Here is a 25,562-nt window from a genome sequence, read left to right on the forward strand (position 1 = left end):
CATCATGACAACAAATAAAACTACAAAATCCAAAGCCGGAGCAAAGACTGCGGCAAAGAGAACGACACGTAAAAGTGTGAAACAGGAAAACAAGCATATTGGTCTGGTAAAAAATGACTCTTGGCTTGAACCCTACGAGGATGCCATTCGTGGAAGACATGAGCATGCCCTATGGAAAATCGCCCAGTTGACGAGAAACGGGAAAAAGACTCTTTCTGATTTTGCATCAGGACACCTCTATTTCGGACTTCATAAGCTTGCAAAAGGCTGGGTGTTCCGTGAATGGGCACCTAATGCAACAGAAATATACCTCATCGGAGATTTCAACAACTGGCAGGAATCACCCAAATATAAATGCAAACGTATTGAAGGTACAGGAAACTGGGAACTCAAACTCTCGGAAAAGGCCATTAAACATGGAGACCTTTATAAAATGAAAGTCAAATGGAATGGTGGAGAGGGTGAACGCATACCAGCATGGTGTCAACGTGTGGTACAAGACGAACAGACCAAGATTTTCTCAGCACAGGTGTGGAACCCTGAACATCCTTATGTCTTTAAGAAAAAGACCTTTAAGCCTGACATTTCACCATTGCTTATCTATGAATGCCACATTGGAATGGGACAAGATGCCGAAAAGGTTGGCTCTTATCGTGAATTTCAGGAAAACGTATTGCCACGTGTTAAGAAAGATGGATATAATGCCATTCAGGTTATGGCCATCCAGGAACATCCCTACTATGGATCCTTTGGATACCATGTATCATCATTCTTTGCACCTTCAAGTCGTTTCGGAACTCCTGACGAATTAAAGGAAATGATTGATACTGCCCATAAAATGGGTATTGCGGTCATCATAGATGTTGTTCATTCGCACGCTGTGAAAAACGAAGTTGAAGGACTCGGAAATCTTGCAGGAGATCCCAATCAATACTTTTATCCTGGTGAACGTCATGAACATCCAGCATGGGACTCTTTGTGTTTTGACTACGGAAAGGATGACGTCTTACACTTCTTACTCTCCAATTGCAAATATTGGCTGGAAGAATACCATTTCGACGGCTTCCGCTTCGATGGAGTTACGTCTATGCTGTATTACTCTCACGGACTTGGGGAAGCATTTACAGGCTATGGAGATTACTTCAACGGACATGAGGATGACAATGCGATCTGCTATCTGACATTGGCCAACAAACTGATTCACGAAGTTAATCCCAAGGCAATAACGATTGCCGAAGAAGTATCGGGTATGCCAGGACTTGCCGCACGTTTTGAAGACGGTGGGTATGGTTTCGACTACAGAATGGCTATGAATATTCCTGACTATTGGATTAAGACCATTAAGGAAGTAAGGGATGAGGATGTCAACGTTTGTAGCATTTTCTGGGAAGTGAAGAACAGACGACCGGACGAGAAAACCATATCTTATTGTGAAAGCCATGATCAGGCTCTTGTGGGAGATAAAACCATCATCTTCAGACTCATAGATGCCGATATGTATTGGCATTTCAAGAAAGGCGACGAAAACGAAATAGTTCGAAGGGGTATCGCGCTACATAAGATGATTCGACTGGTGACACTTGGAGCTATAAATGGCGGTTACCTCAATTTTATGGGTAACGAGTTCGGACATCCAGAATGGATTGACTTCCCGCGTGAAGGAAATGGATGGTCGTACAAATATGCAAGACGCCAATGGAATCTTGTAGATAACAAAGAACTCTGCTACCACTGGCTTGGTGATTTTGACCGCAGAATGTTGGAAGTGGTCAAGAGCCAACGAAATTTCCAGAACACACCCGTAACAGAAATTTGGCATAATGATGGAGATCAGGTGCTTTGCTTTATGAGAGGCGACCTTGTCTTTGTATTCAATTTCTCTCCAACACACTCCTATACTGACTATGGATTCCTTGTACCTACAGGTTCCTATGAAGTAGTGCTCAACACAGATGCCAAGGAGTTTGGTGGTAATGGATTCGCAGATGACACGATGACTCACATGACCAACTACGATGAACTCTATGTGAAAGACCGCAAAGAGTGGCTCAAGCTCTATCTACCAGCCAGATCAGCTGTGGTGCTCAGAAAACTGTAAGTGGAACAAAGGTAAAACAACCACACCTCTGCATACTTATGAAATACAATATCCGCCGTATTTGGCTGATTCTCTCACTTGTGACCATACTGATGCTTGTCATCGGTATGGTCGCAGGATCTTCTGACGTGAAGCAATATGCAAAACAGATGGAAACCCTGATGAATAAGGGAGATTATGATGCAGCACTTCAAATTGGATGCAAATCAGACAAGACTGATTCACTACTGACAGCCCTTAGAGTTGAAGCGCTTTATCAACAGCATCGATTAGGAGATGAACTGTTTACTTATCCCATTTCCGGGTCAGGTAGGGATATGAAACACTGCGGAGGCGATAAAATGTTATGTGGCTATTTGATAGATTGTCAACTTGACCAATTTGTCAAATTACTTCCAACATACTATCCAATTAACAGCAGTTTGCCCAAACACTACCAAGAAGCCCTCGTTCTATATAAACATCTGCGTGCACAACCGATCATCGTGTTCAATAATCTTGCTATGGAGGCAGATTTTGACGAGATGAAAAATCTTCAGCAAAGATATCCTAAGCAACGCGAATGGCTTATCAATATGCAGACCAACTATAAAGATACCTATTGGTATTATTATTTCTGCGGAAAAGCAATCAATAAATTACAAAACAGATAATCAGACTTTGTAATTCGTCTGCTTCATGTATCATGATTCATTCGGGATGCCCTCGGTTTAATTTGTATTTTGCGTACCCCCGATATTTAACAATTGACTTATTTTACGCGTGTAAAACCTATTGAATCTGAGTTGTTATGAACTTGATGAGGTATTGAAACGTCTTACCTCTTCATTACAAATTAATGGTGTAGGGCGTGCTCACAAAAAAACAATTGGGAGAAACGCTTAACTCGTCTCTCCCAATTTACAGTGGCTAATCTATATATGTGTTTGTGAGATAGATTGCTGTGAACTTATACAATACCCTGACTCATCATAGCTGATGCAACCTTCATGAAGCCTGCAACATTGGCACCCTTCACATAGTTGATGTATCCGTCAGCACCAGTACCGTATTTCACGCAGTTTTCGTGAATATCGTTCATAATACGCTTCAGGTAGTTGTCAACCTCTTCAGCGGTCCAACTCAGACGCTCTGAGTTCTGAGACATTTCAAGACCAGATACTGATACACCACCAGCGTTTGAAGCTTTTCCCGGAGCATAAAGCAACTTGTTGTCTTGGAAAATCTTGATAGCCTCAGGAAGTGAAGGCATGTTTGCACCTTCTGCCACGGCAATTACGCCATTGTCAACAAGAGCCTGTGCCTGTTCGCCGTTAATCTCGTTTTGGGTAGCGCAAGGAAGGGCAATATCAGCCTTCTCATGCCAAGGACGCTCGCCAGCATGATAAACAGCATTGGGATATTCTTCTGCATACTCTTTGATACGACCACGCTCAACATTCTTCAGCTCTTTTACATAAGCCAGCTTTTCAGCGTCAATTCCATCGGGATCGAAGATGTAGCCATCTGAGTCTGACAAGGTGAGTACTGTGGCTCCCAACTGGATGCACTTCTCTGTAGCATACTGAGCCACATTACCAGAACCAGAAATCAGAACCTTCTTGCCTTTCAGCTCGATGCCGCGAGTAGCCAGCATAGAAGTCAGAAAATATACTGTACCGTAACCTGTTGCTTCAGGACGAATCAATGAACCTCCGAAGGGGATACCCTTACCGGTAAGTACACCTTGGAACTGATGGGTGAGCTTCTTGTACTGTCCAAAGAGGTAACCCACTTCACGACCACCAACACCGATGTCACCAGCAGGAACGTCTTCATCAGGACCGATTACTCGATACAGTTCGTTCATGAATGCTTGACAGAAACGCATAACCTCTGCATCGCTCTTGCCACGTGGAGAGAAATCGGAACCACCTTTGGCACCACCCATAGGAAGTGTTGTCAGCGAGTTCTTAAAAGTCTGTTCAAAAGCGAGAAACTTCAGAATTCCCAGATTTACACTCTTGTGGTAACGCAGACCGCCTTTGTACGGACCAATGGCGTTGTTGTGTTGGATGCGATATCCCATGTTGGTCTGAACATTTCCCTTATCGTCAACCCATGTGATGCGGAATTCGTAAACGCGATCGGGCACGCAAAGACGCTCAATCAGATTAGCTTTCTCAAATTCAGGGTGCTTGTTGTACTCTTCCTCAATAGTTGGAAGTACCTGACTTACGGCCTGAATGTACTCAGGCTCATTGGGAAATCTTTGTTTCAGATTTTCTACAACTTGTGCTGCATTCATAATTTTTTCTTTTTTGGTTAAATTATAACGTTTTTTCTACTTCTTTTTTGTTTTCGGTTGCAAAATTACATCAAAAATCTGAAATACCAAACAAATTATCAAAAAATATGCTATATTTCTTTCTTTTTGTAGCAAATATGTATAAAAACATAAAAAAACATTGCTTTTTCGCCTGTTTGGGAGCACAATAAGAAAAAAGCACCATCTTACCTTTGAAAGGTAGATGATGCCTTAGTATTCATATATTGGAGTAAGAAGGTGAAGATTATATCTTTTGGATAGTCAATTCACTTTTTCCTTCCTCTTTGCTTATTGATATGGTACTGTTAGCCTCCAGTTCTCCATCGATGATAAGTTCTGCAATACCATCATCTATATAGTTCTGAATCGCACGTTTCAATGGACGCGCACCAAATTGCACATCATAGCCGCGTTCTGCAACAAAAGCCTTGGCTTCGTCGGTTATCTGCACTTGATAGCCGAGTGCTTCCATACGTTTGAAAAGTCCGCGTAGTTCGATGTCGATGATTTTCTTAATAGCCTCTAAATCCAACTGCTCAAAGGTGATAATCTCGTCCATGCGGTTCAGAAACTCTGGTGAGAACTGTTTAGACAATGCTTTCTGCACAATACTGCGCGCATGTTCCTTATCCTGGTCATTGAGCATGAATGAACTGTTTCCTGCTGTGTTAAAGCCTACACCCCGACCGAAATCCTTCAGTTGGCGTGTACCTGCATTAGAGGTCATAATGATAACCGTATTGCGGAAATCCACAAAGCGTCCGTTACCATCAGTCAGACGACCTTCGTCGAGAACTTGAAGCAAGAGGTTGAAAACGTTACTATGTGCCTTTTCAATCTCATCAAGTAGTACGATGGAGTAGGGACGACGACGAACGCGTTCGGTCAACTGACCACCTTCCTCGTAACCAACGTAACCTGGAGGTGCACCAACCAGTCTGGACACGTTGAACGATTCGGTATATTCACTCATGTCAACACGAATGAGCGCATCACTACTGCCGAACATAAATTCTGCGAGTTTCTTCGCCAGATAGGTTTTACCTACTCCCGTAGGACCAATGAACATGAATACGCCGATAGGATGGTTAGGTTCTTTCAGTCCCACCCGGTTGCGCATGATTGCTTTTACCATCTTATCGATGGCTTTGTCTTGTGCCACAACCTCTTCCTGCAGTTTCAGGTTCATGCCTTTCAATCGGATACCTTCGGCTTGCGCTAAGCGTTGTACAGGAACACCAGTCATGATCGAAACAACGTCTTGTACATCCTTAAGACTGACATTCTGGCGGTCTATGTCTTCACCATTCTGCCAATTAGTATTAAGGGCATCCAGTTCCTGTTGGAGTTGCGCTTCTCGATCACGATGACTGGCAGCCAATTCGTAATTCTGGTTTTTCACCGCTTGGCGTTTCTTTTCGCTTGCCTCCTTGAGTTGTTTTTCCTTTTCGATGATTTCTGCCGGAACTTGTGTGTTTGTCAAGTGCAGACGTGCCCCGACTTCATCCATTACATCAATGGCTTTATCCGGTTGTTGTCTGTCGCTGATGTATCGCTCCGTGAGACTAACGCATGCAGCAAGAGCCTCATCGGTATAGTTCACGTGATGATGCTTCTCGTAGTGATGCTTGATATTGTGAAGTATCTGAAGCGTCTCTGCGGGAGTATTCTGCTCTACTATGACTTTTTGGAATCGGCGTTCCAAAGCTCCATCCTTTTCGATGGAATTTCTATATTCGTCAAGTGTGGTAGCTCCGATACATTGTATCACACCACGTGCCAATGCTGGTTTGAGAATATTGGCAGCATCCATAGAGCCTGGTGTTGAACCAGCGCCTATGAGGGTATGGATTTCATCAATGAAGATGATGACATCATCATTCTGTTCGAGTTCCTTAATGAGCTGCCGTATGCGTTCTTCAAACTGTCCACGATATTTCGTACCAGCAACAACCCCTGTAAGATCGAGCGTTAATACACGTTTACCAAACAATAAAGGAGGGCATTTCTTGTTGGCGATGGCTTGTGCCAATCCTTCCACAATAGCGCTCTTTCCTACGCCAGGTTCACCAATCAGAATAGGGTTATTCTTCTTTCTGCGTCCCAGAATTTCCATGACCCGCATCATCTCTTTCTCTCGTCCCACAACCTCATCAAGTTTGTTGTTTCGAGCCTGAAGAGTCAGATCGGTTGAGAAATTATCGAGCATGGGAGTTTTCGATTTCTGTTTGTCTTGTTGTGTAGTGGTAGTATTTCCATTGCTTTGGTTAGAAGAATTAGCTTTTTTCTGCTCTTCTTCGAATTCTTCCTCAGGAAGTCCTACACCATTTGTGACATGGAGTAAAGAACGTATTTCTTCGTAGTTCATGTTGTTGGATTCCAAAATTTGTTTTGCACCATTGTTTGCCGCATCGTGCATGATGGCAAGCAACAGATGTTCTTCTTCCACTTGTTGACTGTGACCGAAACGTGCTTCAAGAACGGCCAGTTTCAAAATATTGTTAGCTTGTGGAGTGAGAATGATGTCAGACTGTTCTTCACTTATGGCAACTTTCTCGTTACGGGCAAGTTCCTCAAGTTTTTCCTTGACCGATTGACTGTCGATGCCGAGGCGATGAAACAGACTGTTGGTAGTGCTTTCGCGTAGGCGCATCATTCCCAGCAACAGGTGTTCTGGAGCCACACAACGGTTTGCGAGCCGTATGGCTTCTTCTCGCGAGTATGCGAGTATTTCTGATATCTTTTCTGAAAACTGATTTGTCATAACTGAAAACATGATTGCAAATAACGTGCCAACGATAACCTACACACAGTTTGTGGCAAATTCAGACATCCCTTTCTTATTATTAAAATTTATATAGTTTGGAGAGATGTTTTTTGTCCATGTGTTAACTGCCGAAATACAAATCCAGCTCGTGTATGGCTTGTTGGTTTTTATTGTCTAAGTCACGGATAATGCATCCGTGTTCGAGTAGAGCTATTCGTGTAGAAATATCTACTGTGTGCTGAAGATTGTGGCTTGAGATCAGTAGGGTTGCCTTGGTCTGTGCCACATAGTCAGTCAGTAAGTGTTTGAGTAGTGTCTGACTGCTCGGATCAAGGAAATTGAAGGGTTCGTCGAGGATGACGATGCTGGGACGTCTATATAGGGCAGATATAATACCCACCTTCTGCTTGTTACCAGCCGATAGGTTGCGGATTAGTTTCTTCTGTCCAAAAATCTCTCCTGCAGCAAAGTCAGTAAAATCTTCCATACGCTTCTCAGATTGTTCTTTGGTCATTCCTGACACTTTTCCCAAAAAGGCGAAATATTCTTCTGGCGTAAGAAAGTCTATCAGGAATCCCTCATCGATATAAGCGCCAACATGTTGTTTCCAATCTTCATTCTCACTGGGGTTAATGCCATCAATAGTGACAAAGCCGGAATCCGCTTTGAGCAAATCGAGCATGAGTCGGAATAGGGTAGTCTTACCTGCACCATTGTTGCCAACGAGGCCGAGAATCTCTCCATCTGTTATTTCAAAGTATTCGATGGAAGAAGCTACTGTAGTTCCGAAATTCTTCTGAAGATTGTTTATGGTAATCATTGTTGATTTCTATTGGTTTTATCCTTGACTGTTATTTGTATTTTCGCTGCGCACAGCGTGTGCAACTTATTGAGAATGCAGCACACCGCATGATAACGTGTGGTGTGCTGCATGATTTGTTTATACTAATCCGCGTCCGTGGCAGTTTTTGAATTTCTTACCCGAACCGCAAGGACATGGGTCGTTACGTCCTGGCATTTTTTCCTTGACGATAGGAGTACGTGGCTGTTGTGCACGTGTGTCGTGAGCGGCTGCCGCACGCATGTTAGGATCGCTCATCTGCTCCTGCTCAACGGTTGGTTTGTTTTCCGTGTATTGCTGGCGTGGACGTTGAGCTGGTTCTGGACCAGCCTCTTCCACTTGCTGCATTTCCGGAATAGTGGTGCGCATGAGTACAGAGACGATGCGATTGTTCATATCGTTAATCATGTTATCCCATACCTTTGCACTTTCCAACTTGAAGATGAGCAAGGGGTCTTTCTGTTCGTATGAAGCATTCTGTACCGAGTGACGAAGTTCGTCGAGTGCACGGAGGTTTTCTTTCCATGCCTCATCGATGACGTGGAGCAACATTTGTTTTTCAAACTGCTTGACAATAGACTTCGATTTTGTTTCGTATGCTTCCTTTAGGTTGCAAGGAATCTGATAGAGTCGTCGTCCGTCAGTCAAAGGAACTGCTATTCTGTCAAAACGGTCACCTTGTTCGGTATAGACTTTCTCTATGACAGGTTGAGCAATCTCACAGATGTGTTCTGTCTTACGCTCAAAGGCTTCCATCACTTTCTTGTAGGAGTTTTCTTCCAGTTCTTCAAGATGTCCAGACTGCAGTTGTTCTTCGGTGAAAGGCACTTCCATGGCAAACAAACGAATGAAGGCTTCACGGCATCCTTCATAGTCGTTTTGCTCGATAGTAGTAGCAACACGGTCCCAAAGCATATTGGCAATATCCATTCCGATACGTTCTCCCATCAAGGCATGGCGACGTTTCTCATAGATTACGGTACGTTGACGGTTCATGACGTCATCATATTCCAAAAGACGTTTACGGATACCAAAGTTGTTTTCCTCTACCTTACGCTGTGCACGTTCAATCTGCTTGCTCATCATCGGACTCTCGATGCGTTCGCCTTCCTTGAAACCTAAGCGGTCCATAACAGAGGCAATACGTTCAGAACCAAACAGACGCATGAGCTTATCTTCAAGAGATACATAGAATACTGATGAACCTGGGTCTCCCTGACGTCCAGCACGTCCACGCAACTGACGGTCAACCCGTCGGCTTTCATGACGCTCAGTACCAATGATTGCCAGACCTCCTGCAGCTTTCACTTCTGCAGTCAGTTTGATGTCGGTACCACGTCCAGCCATGTTGGTTGCAATAGTCACGGCACCAAGCATACGTTCTTCTACGTGTTTATTACCTTCTTCATCAACAATCTCTACACGTCCCAAATTACTGCGTCCTGCCTCTGCCACAATGTCAGCCTCCTTATGGTGGAGCTTGGCATTCAGGACTTGATGAGGAATCTTTCGCATATTGAGCATTTTAGAGAGCAATTCAGAGATTTCAACGGAGGTTGTACCTACAAGTACAGGGCGTCCGCTATTGCGCATTTCCTCAATTTCCTCAATGACAGCATTGTATTTCTCGCGTGCGGTTTTATAGATTCTGTCGTCCATATCCTTACGGATAACAGGACGGTTTGTTGGAATTTCAACAACATCGAGTTTGTAGATGTCCCAAAACTCACCTGCCTCGGTAGAAGCAGTACCTGTCATACCTGCGAGTTTATGGTACATACGAAAATAGTTTTGGAGTGTAATGGTGGCGAAGGTCTGTGTTGCAGCTTCCACTTTCACATGTTCCTTGGCTTCCACAGCCTGATGCAATCCATCGCTCCAACGGCGTCCTTCCATGATACGTCCGGTTTGCTCATCGACAATCTTCACTTCACCGTCAATCACAACATACTCATCATCTTTATTAAACATGGTGTATGCTTTGAGCAACTGCTGCAAGGTGTGTACGCGTTCGCTTTGGATAGCGTAATGGCTGAGCAACTCATCTTTCTTGGTCACGCGCTCTTCCTCAGAAAGGCTGCTATCTGCTTCAAGAGCCGACAGCTGTCCGGCGATATCGGGCAATACAAAGAGTTCTGAGTCATTCACCTGTTGGGCTAACCATGCCGTTCCTTTGTCGGTTAAGTCACATGAGTTCAGCTTTTCATCAACTACAAAGTACAGAGGTTCAACTGCTTCTGGCATGCGTCGGTTGTTGTTCTCCATGTAGGTATTCTCAGTATTCTGAAGTCCGGTTTTAATACCCTCTTCAGAGAGGAATTTGATGAGCGGTTTGTTTTTAGGGAGCGACTTGAACGAACGGAACAAGGCAAGGAAACCCTCTTCTGTGAGCTTCTTGTCACCTTTTGCTTGTCCTTCGCTGATTTTCTGCTTAGCCTCTGCCAAGTATTGTGTAGCAAGTTGACGCTGTACAGCCACGATTTTTTCTACGAGAGGCTGATATTCCTCAAACATCTGGTCGTCACCTTTAGGAACAGGACCAGAGATGATCAGAGGAGTACGTGCATCATCAATCAACACGCTATCTACCTCATCGACGATGGCATAGTTGTGTGCGCGCTGGACGAGGTCCTGTGGTGAGGTGGCCATATTATCACGCAGATAGTCGAAACCAAATTCGTTGTTGGTACCGAAAGTAATGTCACACTGGTAAGCACGACGTCTTGCATCTGAGTTAGGCTGATGCTTGTCGATACAATCTACAGAAAGACCATGGAACATGTAAAGCGGTCCCATCCATTCAGAGTCACGCTTAGCTAGATAATCGTTGACAGTTACCACATGGACACCGTTTCCTGTCAGGGCATTAAGGAATACAGGAAGAGTGGCTACGAGGGTTTTACCTTCACCAGTTGCCATTTCGGCAATTTTTCCCTGATGGAGCACAGTACCACCAAACAGCTGTACATCATAGTGTACCATTTCCCATTTAAGGTCGTTTCCTCCTGCGGTCCAATGGTTGTGATAAATAGCTTTATCTCCGTCAATGGTAATAAAGTCTTTTCTTGGATCTGATGCCAGTTCGCGGTCGAAATCGGTTGCAGTAACAATTGTTTCTTCGTTTTCGGCAAATCGGCGTGCAGTTTCCTTGACGATGCTGAAAGCCTCAGGCATCGCTTCGTCAAGCTGTTTTTCAAAGATGTCGAGAACTTCTTTCTCCAGTTTGTCGATTTTGGCAAAGATGTCGGCACGTTCATCAATAGGTGTTTCTTCGATGGTATCTTTAAGTCTCTTGATTTCTGCTTTTTGTTCTTTGGCAGATTCCTGTATGCGTTTTTGTATGTCGCGAGTGCGTTGACGTAACTGGTCGTTGTCCAATTTCTGTATTTCAGGATATACGGCTTTAACCTTTTCCACCAACGGCTGGATGAGTTTCATATCTCTCGTCGATTTATTACCGAAGAGTGATGTCAATATTTTCGTTAAGTTCATATTTGTTTTGTTTCTTTTTCTTTGATTACTATTATTATTTTACGTAAAAACGCTTGCAAAGTTACTAATAATATTCCGTAAAGTTGCAAGTTAACTGATATTTATTGTCCGTCGTCTTTAGAAAAGAGGGACTGCCGAACAGGCATTAGGAGCCCTGATGCGTATGGAACGGGCTATTGTTGGAGCAATTCTGTCGGCTGTGACAGGTGTCTGTACGCGTTCGCTCCGGACACCGTCTCCGTAAATAATAATAGGGAAAGGAATGTTGTAAGCGCGTGATGTTGACTTTTCCAAGGTTTCCTCGTTAACGAGTTGCCAACCTGGAGTGATGTCAATAATCAAGTCACCGCATTTTTCTATATTAAATCCGTTGCGGATAGGTTCAAGCTGATGATTATCGCTTGTTAGCAACTGATTAGCAGTATAGACGTTACGTATTCCGGAAATTTGAAGGAGAAATTCCTGCGAACGCTCCATCAAGTCTCCGAGATTGATATTCTTTTGTCTTAAAGTCTGACGATTGAAGAATAGCTGATTATGGTAGCAATATTCTATGTATTGTGCTTGTCCGAAGATTGCACCAAGATACATGTTGAGAAGATTTGCCGTTCGGTTGATATAGAAATTTCCTGTTGGGATTCGGAAGCGTGCATTAGTAGCATGATCATCTTCTGTTTCCTCCCGATAGGCTGTTCCTGAAATCACAAATAGGATGCGGTCTCTATTGAGATGTCCTTCTATTCCTTTAATGAGGGTTGAAATATTCTCATCGAGTTTTACATACGACTCCATCGTGCGACCAGCCTCATAGGTGAGGTTGATCAGGTCGGGTTTATCATCAATACCGATTCCTGCCTGTTTGACACATTCCAACGCTGCAGTTGTAATTCCTGCATTGACGTCTGTTCCTGGCGCATATAGTCTGGAATAACCGGAAATCCATTTGTCGTAAGGCTGATAATACGTGGTGGATGTCCATTGGTTGTTATTGACCCACAATACTCCATCAGCTGCATGTCCGGCAGAAAGGATGGCTGCATCGGCAGTTGCTGCAAACGAATAGACCTTTCCGATACCATTGGTTGCAATCTTTAATTCATCTCCCAAAGTGGAAGTCCCTAGATGGTTAGGTGAATATCCAACCTTAGTATCGCGCACACATTGTTGTGGACGTAGGGTTTCTTTGTCGAGCCATTCAAAAGCTGTTATTCCATGATAGTAGGGTGATGTTCCGGTCTGGACAGAGGCAATGGCTGATGCGCGGTCAACAGGTGAGAAATTGTACGCTCCATTCGTAAACACCATTCCGTGCTTCAACAATCTGTTGAATCCGTCTGGGCCATAAAGAGGAGCGTATGTTTCCAGAAAGTCAGTACGCAGTTGGTCTATTTGAATATTGACCACCAGTCTAGGAGCCTGTGCTATAAGTTGTGCTTGTGCTTCTGCTGTAAGCCCAAGCAAACTCATGAGTGTGATGTAGATATATCTATTCTTCATTTTGCAGGTTTCTGCTGCCTTTGTTCTGGCACTTTATTATTATTTTTATATGTACGATACTTTGTAACAGCAAACATAATGCCAAACTCCAGATGCCTTCTGCATAATCCTGCCAAATTCCTCCAATAAGGAAGAATATAACAAGGACTAAGGCTATGTTCCAATAGATTGTTTTCTTTCCTCGAACAACCTTATAAAGAAAAAAAAGTGGGATAGGGTTGAAGAGCAGGATCTGCAGATTCAGGGTGGTCGTAGGATGCACAGAGAAAAGCATCACAAAGAGCAACAGTCCGATGATTGACTGTATGGCGACCAACAGTATGTCCCAAGCTAACAGAATCTTATGTACTCGGCATTGAACAACAAATAGAGCTAACGCCAATATGCTGATGATGATAGCGCAAGCTGTTGGCGATAATGGAAACTCAGACTTTAACAGCTGAACACCAGCCGGAACAGCCACTCTTCGTTCTTTCACCAACGGACGATATTCGCCATTAGCGAAGATGCGTGCATGGTCAAAATCATACATGAGATTATTAGGCAAAAATTCTTGTTGCCTTTGGTCTGTCTTTATGTCAGAACGGATTCCCAACAGCATGTCATTGCCAAAAGCAGCCCATGGGTGACGTTTTGTCATCTCATGAATCATTTCACGATAGGTTGGCTGATAATTATCCCGTGGCTCATATATGAGCTTTCCGGAAATACATTGTTCTATAATATCGCGTGCCTTCGTAGTACAGTTGCTATAAAAGTAATTATAACGATAGATACGGTTTCCGTCCTGAAGATTATCTGCAAGTGCATTTTTCAAGCGTAGCTTCTCTTCGGTAGTAAGATTGAGAACCTGTTCGGTAACCATGCTTCCAAAGCGTCGGTATTCATCTTTAAATAAAGTATAGGGGTAAGCTCCTAATTCGTAGTCGGTCCATCCTAATACAAATCTTCCTATAAAGAAAGGCTTTCTGAAGTCAAAGACACCGTAATTGAAAGCGACATCAATGCCTTTAGGCCACAATTCATGATAGCGAATTGCAGTATGTCCGTAAAGACTGTATATTTCGTCGTGAGGCTGACAAGTTAGGAGACTGATTTCTACAGAATCCATTCGCTGGGCAAACAAGTCGGGCTGGCCTGTTGCGTTCGTATCCGACGCTTTTTCTTTGTTTTCATCTTCCACAGCAACAGTTCCGCTATTGCTTCCAACGGGGGCATAAGGTTGTGCCCATACTGCTTGCGACAATACCAGCGAGAGTGTTAAAAGTCCCCCTTTAAGAGCATTAAAAATGTTTTCTAAATGTTTCACGATGCAAAATTAACCTATATTTTCCACTTATCGTGCTTTTATTTCGTTTTTTTTCGATAATTTTGCAAGCCGTAATCGAAAAGATAAACAAAACAAATAGATGAAGAAGCTTTTTATAAATGGCATACTCCTTTTTGCCAGTGCCCTGACTGTTAGCGCTCAGAGTGGCACCAACTCGCCTTACAGCCAATATGGCCTCGGTATTTTGTCAGAACAGTCACAAGGGTTTAATCGTGGCATGAATGGTCTTGGCCTTGGCTTCCGCTACGGAAATCAGGTGAATACGCTCAACCCTGCATCGTATTCTGCAGCCGACTCCCTAACTATGATTTTTGACGTGGGGCTTTCCGGACAAATTACAAATTTTAAGGAAGGTAACACGAAGGTGAATGCCAAGAATGCTGATTTTGAATATGCAGTGGCTATGTTCCGTGCAATGCCCAGTTTGGGTATTAGTTTCGGTATCGTACCGTTCACCAATGTAGGTTATTCCTATTCGCGCACCGATGTTGCCAGTTCTTCACTCTATAGTATAGAGACCCATAGCGGTAACGGCGGATTGCGTGAAGTATATGTCGGTGCCGGTTGGGAACCTGTTAAAGGATTTTCTGTCGGTGTCAACGCTGGCTATCTCTGGGGAAATACAGAGCGCAGCATTACCAACACCACCAACCAGTCTGCAGCCAATACCCTGAGCCGTATTTATTCAACAAGCGTCAATACCTACAAACTCGATTTTGGAGCGCAGTACCAACAGGCTTTAGGTAAGAAAGATGTACTGACCATTGGTGCAACATTCGGATTAGGTCATAAAATGGGAGGCGAGGCACAGCTGATCAATACCAATACCGATACCCAGAATAGTGTAATGACGTCAGACACGGCGACTATAGACGATGCTTTCAAGCTCCCAATGACATTGGGTCTTGGTTTTGCATGGTGTCACAACAAAACGCTCACAGTTGGTGCGGATTATTCTTTCCAGCGTTGGTCAAACATCGATTATCCTAAATACGAAAACAACAAATATCAACTTGTAAGCGGATTGCTCAACAACCGCCACAAGATGACAGTTGGACTTGATTGGATTCCAAGTGCATCCAACTGGACTTCCTTGAGTCTTAAGAATCTTCTTACGCACACCCACTATCGTTTTGGCGTATCTTACGCCACACCTTATTATAAAGTAAACGGACAAGATGGACCGAAAGAACTCAGCGTGAGTGCAGGTATGGGCATCCCATTGGTCAACAAATGGGGTAACCGTTCTGTTCTCAACATTAGTGTCCAATGGGCAAGACAGTCAGCCACCAATATGATAACAGAAAATACCTTCCGCATCAATCTTGGCATTACCTTCAATGAGAAATGGTTTGCTAAGTGGAAAGTAGAATAAGTCTGTCTTAGGACATATAATAAACAAACAACACTTGTAAATTGATACTTAAGCGAAAATACCATTCTTCCAACATCTGGGCGGGCACTATGCTTGCCCTGCTGTTGTCTGTGGGGGCAGGGTCCTGCCAAAAGCCAAAAGACCATACTGCACCTGCTGTGCGTGACCGTGACTCTGTCTCGATGATGACAAGTTATGGTATCAACACCCTCATCAGCGACTCTGGTGTCATCAAATACCGCATCGTTACTGAACGGTGGGATGTCAATACCGTGAAGAACCCCAGTCGTTGGACTTTTGAAAAGGGCATTTTCCTTGAACAGTTTGATGAGAAGTTTCATGTAGAAGGTTATATACAGGCCGATACTGCGTGGTATTATGATCAAAAGAAATTGTGGGAACTGCGTGGAAGAGTGCGCATACGTAATGTAAACGGACTTATATTCAGAAGCGAAGAACTGTTCTGGGACGGTATTGCCCATGAATTCTATTCCCATAAATTTTCCAAGGTTATCACGCCCGAACGCGAAATGCAAGGCACGTATTTTCGGAGTGACGAACGCATGCAACGTTATGAAGTCACCAATAGTGTCGGTTCCTTCCTGGAGTCGGATATGAGTGGTGAAAGCGAGAACACTGCTCCCGACAAGCAGAAGACTGCCACACTTTCCGATACTGCCACTACACAACAGTCACAACGCCAACCGGCTGTCAGGCGTGCCGCAACGACCAAAACATCACAACCATGACAAATCTTATAGTAGGTATCATCATTACCATGATATTTTCAGCCTTCTTTTCAGGCATGGAAATAGCTTTCGTCTCCAGTAACAGACTTAGAGCGGAGATGGAACGGGAGAAAAACGGACTGGCAGACAAGGCCATTTCCTTCTTTTACCGCCACCCCAACGACTTTGTGAGCACCATGCTAGTGGGCAACAATATCGCTCTGGTAGTATATGGTATTCTCTTTGCAGCAATATTCGACAACACCTTGTTTGCCTCACTTAATGACGGAAGTCGTGTCACGGCCGACACGCTGTTATCCACAGTCATTGTGCTCTTTACAGGAGAATTCCTGCCCAAGACGATATTCAAGGCGAGTCCCAATACGATGCTGCGATTCTTTGCTGTTCCTACCATGGCGTGCTACGTCACACTCTTTCCCATCTCGCGTTTTGCCACAGTACTATCAAAAGGTCTGCTGCGGTTGTCAGGACAGAAGATCGACAACGATAGTGCCGACAAGGCATTTACAAAAGTAGATTTGGACTATCTCGTACAGACCAGCATAGACAATGCTCCTGACGAACAACAGATTGAAGAGGTCAAGATCTTCCATAATGCACTCGACTTCTCTGATACCAAGGTACGCGACTGTATGGTTCCCCGCACAGAGATAGAATCGGTGGATATAGAGAAGGCATCGATGGACCAGCTGAAAAGCAGATTCATAGAAAGTGGTCACTCCAAGATTGTGGTCTATCGTGAAGATATTGACCACGTCATCGGTTATGTCCATTCATCAGATCTTTTCAGAATAGGCGCTAAAATCGTGGGCGAAGACCCGATTCCAAGTAGCATGATCCGCGAAATGCCTTATGTTCCGGAAACGATGGCAGCAAGCAAACTGATGCACACATTCCTTCAAGAAAAGAAATCATTGGCAGTGGTCATCGATGAATTCGGTGGCACCAGTGGCCTTGTGTCGCTTGAAGACATTGTTGAGGAAATCTTCGGTGATATTGAAGACGAGCATGACAACATGCACTATGTGGCAAAACAGTTGGGTGAAGGCGAATATATGCTTTCTGCCCGACTGGAAATAGAAAAGGTCAACGAGATGTTCTCCCTCGACCTGCCCGAAAGCGACGACTATATGACAGTCGGAGGCCTCATTCTTCATGAATATCAAAGTTTTCCGAAACTCAATGAAGTGGTCAAAATCGGGCATTTTGAATTCAAGATAGTAAAAAATACCATGACAAAGATAGAACTTGTAAGGTTGAAAGTAGAAGAATAACGATTCTAAACTACACTTTTTTGTGATTATCTTTCGTTTAATGACTATTTTTTACTAACTTTGTACGCTAAAAGCGGAAACATGACCCACAAGTTGCACATCTTTGCCTATACTGACAGCATGGCAGAAAAAGACAAGTGGAACATGTCAATGAAAAACTTAGAGCAATAACAAAAAAATAAAATAATTAAAAAACAATGGCAGTAATTGGAAAAATCAGAAGCTGGGGACCTGTCCTCGCCACCGTGATTGGATTGGCCCTCTTTGCTTTTATCGCCGAAGAAATGTTTCGCTCTTGCGAAGCAACAAACAACGAGAAACGTCAACAAGTCGGCGAAGTGTTAGGTAAGAAAGTGTCCGTTCAGGACTTTCAGGCAATGGTCGACGAGTATCAGGAAGTAATCAAGATGACCCAAGGTCGCGAAAGCCTTTCTGACGATGAACTCAATCAGCTGAAAGACCAGATCTGGCAGGAAGTGGTCAATACCACCATCCTGGAGAAAGAGGCCAACGAATTAGGTCTGACCGTTACCGATGCAGAACTTCAGAATATCCTGAAGGCCGGTACCAACCCCATGTTGGCTCAGACTCCTTTCATCAACCAGCAGACAGGACGTTTTGACGTAACCCAGCTCACCAAATTCCTTGATGAGTATAAGAAAATGCAGTCACAGCCACAACAGCAACAGGTTGCAGAGCAGTACAAGAAGATCTACGACTATTGGAAATTCATCGAGAAGCAGCTGCGTCAGCAGACGCTGATGATGAAATACCAGAGCCTCCTGGGTCATTGCCTGCTGTCTAACCCTGTTTCAGCAAAGATGGCTTTCGATGATAACAATATTGAAAGCAACATCACCTTGGCTGCTATCCCATACACCTCTATCAAAGACAACGAGGTGAAGATTGCCGACAGCGATCTGAAGGCTAAGTATGACGAGATGAAGGAAATGTTCAAACAGACCGTTGAAAGCCGCGACATCAAGTATGTTGACTTCCAGGTTCTCCCTTCAAAGACTGACCGTGCTGCGCTGAACAAGACCATGAGCGAAGCCAAGCTGAAACTTGAAAGCGGAATGACTCCTTCTGAAGTTGTTCGCAAAGCTCGGTCACAGGTTGCCTACACAGGCATTGCAGCCACCAAGCGTGCATTCCCAGCTGATGTAGCTGCCAAACTTGACTCTATGGCTGTAGGTCAGACCTCTTCTGTTTTCGAAACAAGCTATGACAACACCTTGAACGTCATCAAGCTCATCGCTAAAGTAGAACAGCCAGACTCTATCGAGTTCCGCATGATTCAGGTAGGCGACGAAACAGCTGAAGCTGCAAAGCGTGCAGACAGCGTTTATACAGCCTTGAAGGGTAATGCTGATTTTGAAGCCCTCGCTAAGAAATATGGTCAGACTGGTCAGAAGACATGGATGACTTCTGCCATGTACGAAAGTGCACAGACGCTCGATGCTGATACGAAGGCATACATCGCAGCCCTCAACAACACTGCTGTTGGCGAGGTAGTGAAGCTCAGTCTCTCACAGGCTAATATGGTACTTCAAGTGACCAACCGCAAGGCGATGACCACAAAATATGATGTTGCCATCATCAAGCACACTATTGATTTCTCTAAGGAAACCTACAACCAGGCATACAACAAGTTCAGCCAGTTTGTCAGTGAAAACAAAACACTGGAGGGACTGGAGAAGAATGCTCAGAAATTTGGTTTCAAAGTGATGGAGCGTCAGGATATGGTCAATTCAGAGCACTATGTGGCAGGCGTACGCTCAACACGTGAAGCTATGAAATGGGTATTTGATGCTAAGCCAGGCGATGTTTCACCACTCTACGAATGTGGAAACAACGACCACATGATGGTTATTGCGCTGACCAAGATTCACCGTGTAGGCTATCGTAGCCTTGACGACGTGAAAGACATGGTACGTCAGGAAGTCATCCGCGATAAGAAGTTTGAAGTTGCCGCTGCTAAGTTGAATGGTGTTAAATCCATTGCCGCTGCCAAGCAGAAGGGTGCTGTCATCAGCAATGTTGACCAGATCACATTCTCTGCTCCTGCATTCGTACAGAGCACAGGTGCCAGCGAGCCCGCTTTGAGTGGTGCAGTTTCAGCTGTTAAGCAGGGACAGATGTGTCAGGCTCCTGTCAAGGGCAATGGTGGTGCTTACATCTTCCAAGTGACTAAGCGCAGTCTGCAGGCAGGTGCTAAGTTTGACGTGAAGCAGCAGATGGCGATGCTTCAGCAGATGGCAATGCGTGCAGCAGGACGTTACATGCAGGAACTCAACCAGAAGGCTGAAGTAGTTGACAACCGCTACCTCTTCTTCTAAAAGTAGAAACTGGAAGATAATATTTAAGCCCCATACCTTGAAGGTGTGGGGCTTATTTTTTTGTAATCGATGTGTGGCAGGATCAAGCGAAATGTTTGTGTGGCATATCCCGAAACACTACCGATGTCAGACGGTTATTTCTCCACGGATGCTTTGCCGCATGTAATATCTTACCGTTTCCGGATCATCAAAAATCGATTGCAGATACATCAGTTTGGTCACCGCATTTTCCACTGTTGAATCGTAGCCGCTGATGACCCCCGCTTCTTGTAACTGATACCCCGTGTCGTATCGGCCCATTTCTACTGCACCTTGAATACACTGGCTGATGTTGATCACCACTTTACCGTTGTGCGTAGCCTCTTTCAGCGCGTGCATCACCCAAGGTCGTTGTGGGGCATTGCCCGAACCGAAGGTACGCATGACGATACTCTTCAGATTTGGTGTGGCAATCACGTGGCGCACCAAGTCTTCGCGTATGCCGGGAAAGAGCGAGAATATAATCACATTATTGTCGAGCTTGAAATGCGGGATCATCGGTTTGTCCCAATCCGGTTTGAGCATCCTTTCCGTATGGTAGGTGATATTAATTCCTGCATCCACAAGATGAGGATAGTTGAACGACTCGAAAGCATTAAACTCCTCAGCACTTTGCTTCGTTGTCCTGTTGCCTCGTAGCAGGCGTCCATTGAAATAAATGCCAACCTCAGGGACGAGCGCATGACCCTCATGGTCTTTCGCTGCAGCAATCTCTATCGAGGTGATGAGATTCTCCTTTCCGTCCGTTCTCAACATCCCGATGGGCAGCTGCGACCCTGTGATGATGACCGCCTTGGTGAGGTTTTCCAGCAGATAGGATAGGGCAGAGGCAGTATATGCCATGGTGTCAGTACCGTGAAGCACGACAAATCCATCGTATGCGTCATAGTGACTGGCGATGATGTGACTCAGTTCAGTCCATCGGGCAGGCGTCATGTCGCTGGAGTCGATAGGAGGCTCAAACTGTATGGTATCAATCTTCGTGTCAAACTGTTTGAGTTCTGGCACATTGTAGAGCAGGTGCTCAAAATCGAAAGGTTCCAAAGCGCCTGTGTGTGGATTTCGGTTCATACCGATTGTTCCACCTGTGTAAATGAGTAGGATTTTGCTTTGCATCTTGCTGAAAATGTTTATAGACCGCTGCGAAGTTACAAATAAAAAGTGAAACTCCAAAGAAATTAGCCGATATTAGGGTTAGGAAGTTACACTTTGTTTAAAATCGAAGAAAAAACGGCGTTAAGTTTTCTTTTTTCCATTATTATTTCGTAATTTTGCATTTACTAAAAACATAACGCTACTTACAAAAAAAGGACGACACCGATGATTGATTCGCTCACCTATTATATATATGGCCTGTGTACCATGTTTTATTCTATGATGGCATGGATGTTTTGGCGCAAAGGAAGCGATATGCTCTCACGGCTGTTTTCCATCCTCATGATTATCACCTGTGCAGAGAGTTTCAAGGACCTTTTCCTCTACATAGAAAACCAGAACATAGTGAACGATGGTCTGTGGAACGAACTCACAGCCATGGACATGGTGGTGATACCGATCTATAATTTCATCCTCAAGGAACTTGTTAAGCCCGGATGGCTTACTTGGAAGAAAGTCATACTCCATGAGACCGTTTTTATTGTCCTCATCGCAGTACTGTTTATAACCAATGCACCTATTTGGTTTCACTGCCTTGTAGGGTGGGGCGCCATCTATGGTATCGGCACACTTGTCGTAACCTTGATGCTCATTTCCGACTACCATCGCCAGTTGAAAGACCGCTTCTCCTATCAGGAAAATATCAATCTCAACTGGTTGCAAGGCGTATTGTTCAGCTTCTTCTTTATCCTCATCGTATGGACCATAGCCTCTTTACGGCGCACAGCGTATGCTGACGACCTATACATGATATGCTCGCTGGCATTATGGATGGTATTGAGCTATTTTCTGTATCGCCACGAATCTGTCATAGACGAACTCGTCAATACTGAAACCATCGACGAACCACAAGATGAAAGCGATATGGAGCAGAGTACAATAGCCACTATCGTGCAACGGTTGTTCTATCAGGAACAAATCTACCTCAACCCCAAACTTAAACTTTCAGATGTTGCCACGCTGGTTGGTACCAACCGTACCTATCTCAGCAGATATTTCAACCAGGAAAACGGTCAGACCTTCTATGATTATGTCAACAAACTACGCATCAGTCATGCCGAACATCTGCTCCGCACCACATCTGATTCGCTGGCAATCGTGGCAGAAAAATCAGGTTTCAACTCCCAATCTACGTTCCGCCGTGTATTTGCATGCTATCATGACTGTTCACCCATAGAATATCGTAAAATCCACACATCGTCCTGATACTAAGCTGTTTTTACCCGATGAACATCAGCGTTTACCAAATGGTAGATGCTGATTTTGTTTTAATGAGCATGTTTTTTTACCCAATGAAACACGATTTATTAATAAAAGCATTACCTTTGCGACATCGTAGTCGACAAGACAATTATTACTTAACCCAATAAAACAATTATGGACGAACAGCAACAAAAAAACTATGACGCTTGGGGTTACCTTGACCAAGCTCTTTTCACCTCATCGCATGTGAAAGCAAAAGACATCAAGATGGGAAGTACCGACTGGGACAACGTCTATCCGACCTCACCAGAAGAAATCGACCGCATGGAGGATCTCATCCAGCAGGCACAGGCTTCGGCAGATGATCCTAACGACGAACAGTTCAATGAGCGCATACGCGACCTAAAAGAGGTGGTGCACTATTCTCGCAAGCGTCACCGTACTTGGAAATTGGCACTTATCGCTGGAAGTATTCTCGGTGCCTGCATCTTTTGGTATTTCAGCAACCTAGATCAGGAATCAGTCCAAAACCGCCAGAAAGACGTGAAGATAGTAGAGTTGTGGCAGAAAGCCGACACCACTATTGCTTATCAGAAGATGGATACCGTCCTTTGGGAAAGGAATTTAAACTACAACGAGCGCCTCAATGGTGCCAATGCATATAAAGCCTACTATCTCACCGATTATAACCAGAGGGCAGAGAGTTCACGCCTCAATTCTGCAAAATACAAGCAGCAGGCAGACACCGCCTCTACCGACGAAAGGAAGAAAGCCTATATGAAGTCTTCCGAAAAGGAACAGGAAGACTACGAGAAATACAAGAAGCGCTTTGAGGAACTCGCAGCAAAAGATTTCAAGGCTGTGAAAGAACTGGCGCTGAAAGATACCCAGGGAGCTGTTGACTCTATGAAGAGCAGCAGCAATACCAAACGTGCGTGGATGATCTACCTCATCATTCTCATCCCGCTATATATCATATCAGGCTACCCCAGAGGCTATATATTATCACGTCACCGTCGCCAGGCAAGTCTCATGCGAGGCTTGCAGAAGTGGGGATTCCGTTTGGCAGCATTCTTCTTTGGAGTAGGTCTTGCCATGCAGTTACTCCCCGACGATATTGTGAAATATCGCTATTCCAACGGCTATACGGAGACCCGTAGAGAGGTCAACCCCGCCAACTTCATCTATATCGTGATGAAGATCGGACTGATGGTTGTGGGCGTATTTATCTTCTGTTTCATCTCAGTTTTCATTATGACAATCGAAACCGTCACAGGTCTGATTCGTAATTTCAACTGGCAAGAGATTTTAAGCAAGAAGACTCAGCCACAGAGCTGAAACATTTAGAATTACTTAGTTTGCGTAGGTCCGTTCCCACAGGACCAAAAGAAATGAAGGGTGCATCTTTGGGTGCACCCTTTCTATTTTCTGCCAATGAAACTTACCCGCTTCTTGTTCGTCATTTCGTTTTAGGAAACAGTTATCTGTTATTTGTAACGCAAAAAATTCGTTTTAGGAAACTTAGAGTGTAATCCGTGTAAAGTATTACCTTAAATAATTCCGTTATTTCTGACCTTAAAAATTTCTGCGGTTACAAAATGCAGGCTCTTACTCCGATTGATAAGCCGATGATGTCATTCAGACTGACGGCATGATCGAGGATCATCGAGCGGATATATAGGTCGCACGAACTGATTTCATAAAAGAACGAAATGTTTTTAGCAAACAATTTCGTGCGGTGGTTGGGAATGGTCATGGTGACACGCTGGCCTAACGCGATATTGAGTCTGAATTTTGTTGACATGAAATTGTAGTAGGCATCGGGATAGCGCCTGGGCTGTGATTTCCAGAACTCATGACCATAGACGGTATTGATGTAAATGCTGGCGGTCAGCGGTTCGATACTCCACCCGTTTTTCATGCTATGACTCCACGGAACGAAGTTCTGCTTGAGCGTCATGGTGAGTTTGCCACGTGTGCTCTGGTGGGCAGGAATATAACCGAAGAGAAGGTCGGTTTCCCATTGTCGGCGGTTACCATAATCCCATCCCAAACCAGCAGAGACCACACCCATGTTGCCTGCGTTCTGAATGATGAATTGTGTGGGAATCAGCGCGGCCCAATGCTTACGGTAACGGTGCACGCGCTTGTCATAGTAACTCTCTTTTGCCTTTTCCACGTATGTGGTGTCTGGTGGGAGTGCTTGGGCACGGAACACCACGAGGAGCATGATCAGACTAAAAATGAACCTCTTCTTCATCATATCCCTCCTTTCTGATTGTGATGATGCGATAGATGCGGTGGTCGGAACAGTCGATGCCGTAGAACAGCAGTCCGTCGCTGTAAATATTGTTCACTACGCTATTGTGGTTGTGACCATAGACGCAAAACATGAGATGGGGCAGAAAGTCTATATATCTTCGAAATGCCTTTGCCACATTATTGTTGAACTGGTCGCTATAGGGTGGGGCGTGCATGATGATGACGGTACGGTCAAACTCATCGGCACGCGCGGTAATCTCCTGTTCAATATAGTCGAAATTGGGTACTGCCGCCATATAATCATATTCTGTGGCATTGGTGTTGAGACAGAGAAATTTGACGCGTCCTGCGATGAATGAGAAATCCAAGGATCCGTAGAGTACTTGGTATGACTGATCGCCCGTGCCTAAGAAATCGTGGTTGCCTATCAATGCCACATAGGGTACATCCAGCTTCTGAAGGATCTTCCGTGTCCGTTCATACTCCTTTTTCGTGCCCGTGTCGGTGAGGTCTCCACAATGCACCACGAAATCGATGTCGTTACGCTTGTTGATGTCGTCAATCTCTGCCTTGGTATTGGTGTACCAGCCATGGGTGTCGCTGATGAAAGCGATGCGCAGGGAGTCTCTTGATGCAAACCGTTGTTCTATTTCGGCGATGGCCTGCTTGTTATGATGGGTCTCGCCTTTGTAGTTGACATCGTAGGGATGAACATCAAAAACGTCGTTGCACGCCGTCAGGAGACAGATCATGGCCATGCACAGAAAGAGGATGGTCTGCTTGGAACGCTTGTTGATATCGTTGTTGCTTTCAGTTTTCATGATGGTGATGGA

Annotated in this window: 17 protein-coding genes; 8 read left to right on the forward strand and 9 right to left on the reverse strand. The window is 44.5% G+C overall.

The features are described from left to right. Positions 1 to 4: 4 nt before the first annotated feature. Together CIK96_RS00635 and CIK96_RS00640 are read left to right on the forward strand one after the other, a co-directional pair. The gene (locus CIK96_RS00635; protein WP_094389952.1) at positions 5 to 2,098 is read left to right on the forward strand and encodes an alpha amylase C-terminal domain-containing protein; all 2,094 of its coding nucleotides are present in this window, start codon (positions 5 to 7) and stop codon (positions 2,096 to 2,098) included. Between the two features lie 38 nt (positions 2,099 to 2,136). Continuing rightward, positions 2,137 to 2,751: a DUF6057 family protein gene (locus CIK96_RS00640; protein WP_094439014.1), complete on the forward strand. Its 615-nt coding sequence runs from the start codon at positions 2,137 to 2,139 to the stop codon at positions 2,749 to 2,751. A gap of 296 nt (positions 2,752 to 3,047) precedes the next feature. Here the strand turns inward: CIK96_RS00640 and CIK96_RS00645 are convergent, their stop codons facing one another. The 6 genes from CIK96_RS00645 to CIK96_RS00670 all read right to left on the reverse strand — a co-directional run bounded on the left by CIK96_RS00645 (position 3,048) and on the right by CIK96_RS00670 (position 14,312). Further along, positions 3,048 to 4,385, reverse strand: a complete 1,338-nt coding sequence (locus CIK96_RS00645; protein WP_094389954.1) for an NADP-specific glutamate dehydrogenase — start codon at positions 4,383 to 4,385, stop codon at positions 3,048 to 3,050. A 265-nt stretch (positions 4,386 to 4,650) separates the two neighbouring features. Next, complete coding sequence (locus CIK96_RS00650; protein WP_094439016.1) at positions 4,651 to 7,170, reverse strand: ATP-dependent Clp protease ATP-binding subunit; 2,520 nt, start codon at positions 7,168 to 7,170, stop codon at positions 4,651 to 4,653. Positions 7,171 to 7,294: 124 nt separating this feature from the next. Then, the gene (locus CIK96_RS00655) at positions 7,295 to 7,993 is read right to left on the reverse strand and encodes an ABC transporter ATP-binding protein (protein WP_094389956.1); all 699 of its coding nucleotides are present in this window, start codon (positions 7,991 to 7,993) and stop codon (positions 7,295 to 7,297) included. A gap of 120 nt (positions 7,994 to 8,113) precedes the next feature. Then, entirely contained in the window at positions 8,114 to 11,506 is a 3,393-nt protein-coding gene (gene secA, locus CIK96_RS00660; protein ID WP_094436754.1) for a preprotein translocase subunit SecA, read from the reverse strand. A 117-nt stretch (positions 11,507 to 11,623) separates the two neighbouring features. Continuing rightward, a complete protein-coding gene (locus CIK96_RS00665) occupies positions 11,624 to 13,003 on the reverse strand; it encodes an alkaline phosphatase family protein (RefSeq protein WP_094439018.1) in 1,380 nt (459 codons plus the stop codon). After that, entirely contained in the window at positions 12,993 to 14,312 is a 1,320-nt protein-coding gene (locus CIK96_RS00670) for a DUF4105 domain-containing protein (RefSeq protein ID WP_094439020.1), read from the reverse strand. Before CIK96_RS00670 ends, CIK96_RS00665 begins: the two co-directional genes overlap by 11 nt. A gap of 100 nt (positions 14,313 to 14,412) precedes the next feature. Between CIK96_RS00670 and CIK96_RS00675 the strand changes: the two genes are divergently transcribed. The 4 genes from CIK96_RS00675 to CIK96_RS00690 all read left to right on the forward strand — a co-directional run bounded on the left by CIK96_RS00675 (position 14,413) and on the right by CIK96_RS00690 (position 20,070). Then, entirely contained in the window at positions 14,413 to 15,708 is a 1,296-nt protein-coding gene (locus CIK96_RS00675; protein ID WP_094439022.1) for a hypothetical protein, read from the forward strand. An 89-nt stretch (positions 15,709 to 15,797) separates the two neighbouring features. After that, the gene (gene lptC / locus CIK96_RS00680; protein ID WP_094389961.1) at positions 15,798 to 16,457 is read left to right on the forward strand and encodes an LPS export ABC transporter periplasmic protein LptC; all 660 of its coding nucleotides are present in this window, start codon (positions 15,798 to 15,800) and stop codon (positions 16,455 to 16,457) included. Beyond that, positions 16,454 to 17,731, forward strand: a complete 1,278-nt coding sequence (locus tag CIK96_RS00685; RefSeq protein ID WP_094439024.1) for a hemolysin family protein — start codon at positions 16,454 to 16,456, stop codon at positions 17,729 to 17,731. Before lptC ends, CIK96_RS00685 begins: the two co-directional genes overlap by 4 nt. A gap of 197 nt (positions 17,732 to 17,928) precedes the next feature. After that, entirely contained in the window at positions 17,929 to 20,070 is a 2,142-nt protein-coding gene (locus CIK96_RS00690; RefSeq protein ID WP_094439026.1) for a peptidylprolyl isomerase, read from the forward strand. Between the two features lie 126 nt (positions 20,071 to 20,196). Here the strand turns inward: CIK96_RS00690 and CIK96_RS00695 are convergent, their stop codons facing one another. Next, positions 20,197 to 21,225, reverse strand: coding sequence for an asparaginase (locus CIK96_RS00695; RefSeq protein WP_094389964.1), 1,029 nt, complete (start codon positions 21,223 to 21,225; stop codon positions 20,197 to 20,199). A 204-nt stretch (positions 21,226 to 21,429) separates the two neighbouring features. Between CIK96_RS00695 and CIK96_RS00700 the strand changes: the two genes are divergently transcribed. Then, a complete protein-coding gene (locus CIK96_RS00700; RefSeq protein WP_094389965.1) occupies positions 21,430 to 22,470 on the forward strand; it encodes an AraC family transcriptional regulator in 1,041 nt (346 codons plus the stop codon). 171 nt (positions 22,471 to 22,641) lie between these two features. Next, positions 22,642 to 23,805 (forward strand): hypothetical protein, encoded by a 1,164-nt coding sequence (locus CIK96_RS00705; protein ID WP_094439029.1) that lies wholly within the window; start codon positions 22,642 to 22,644, stop codon positions 23,803 to 23,805. Positions 23,806 to 24,058: 253 nt separating this feature from the next. Here CIK96_RS00705 and CIK96_RS00710 read toward each other — a convergent pair whose 3' ends face one another. Continuing rightward, a complete protein-coding gene (locus tag CIK96_RS00710) occupies positions 24,059 to 24,730 on the reverse strand; it encodes a hypothetical protein (protein WP_094439031.1) in 672 nt (223 codons plus the stop codon). Next, positions 24,705 to 25,550, reverse strand: a complete 846-nt coding sequence (locus CIK96_RS00715) for a metallophosphoesterase (protein ID WP_094436770.1) — start codon at positions 25,548 to 25,550, stop codon at positions 24,705 to 24,707. The genes CIK96_RS00710 and CIK96_RS00715 overlap by 26 nt, the downstream gene beginning before the upstream one ends. Between the last annotated feature and the right edge of the window lie 12 nt (positions 25,551 to 25,562).

Origin of the sequence: Prevotella sp. P4-98 (assembly GCF_002251405.1) — a bacterium.
Taxonomy (GTDB): Bacteria; Bacteroidota; Bacteroidia; order Bacteroidales; family Bacteroidaceae; genus Prevotella.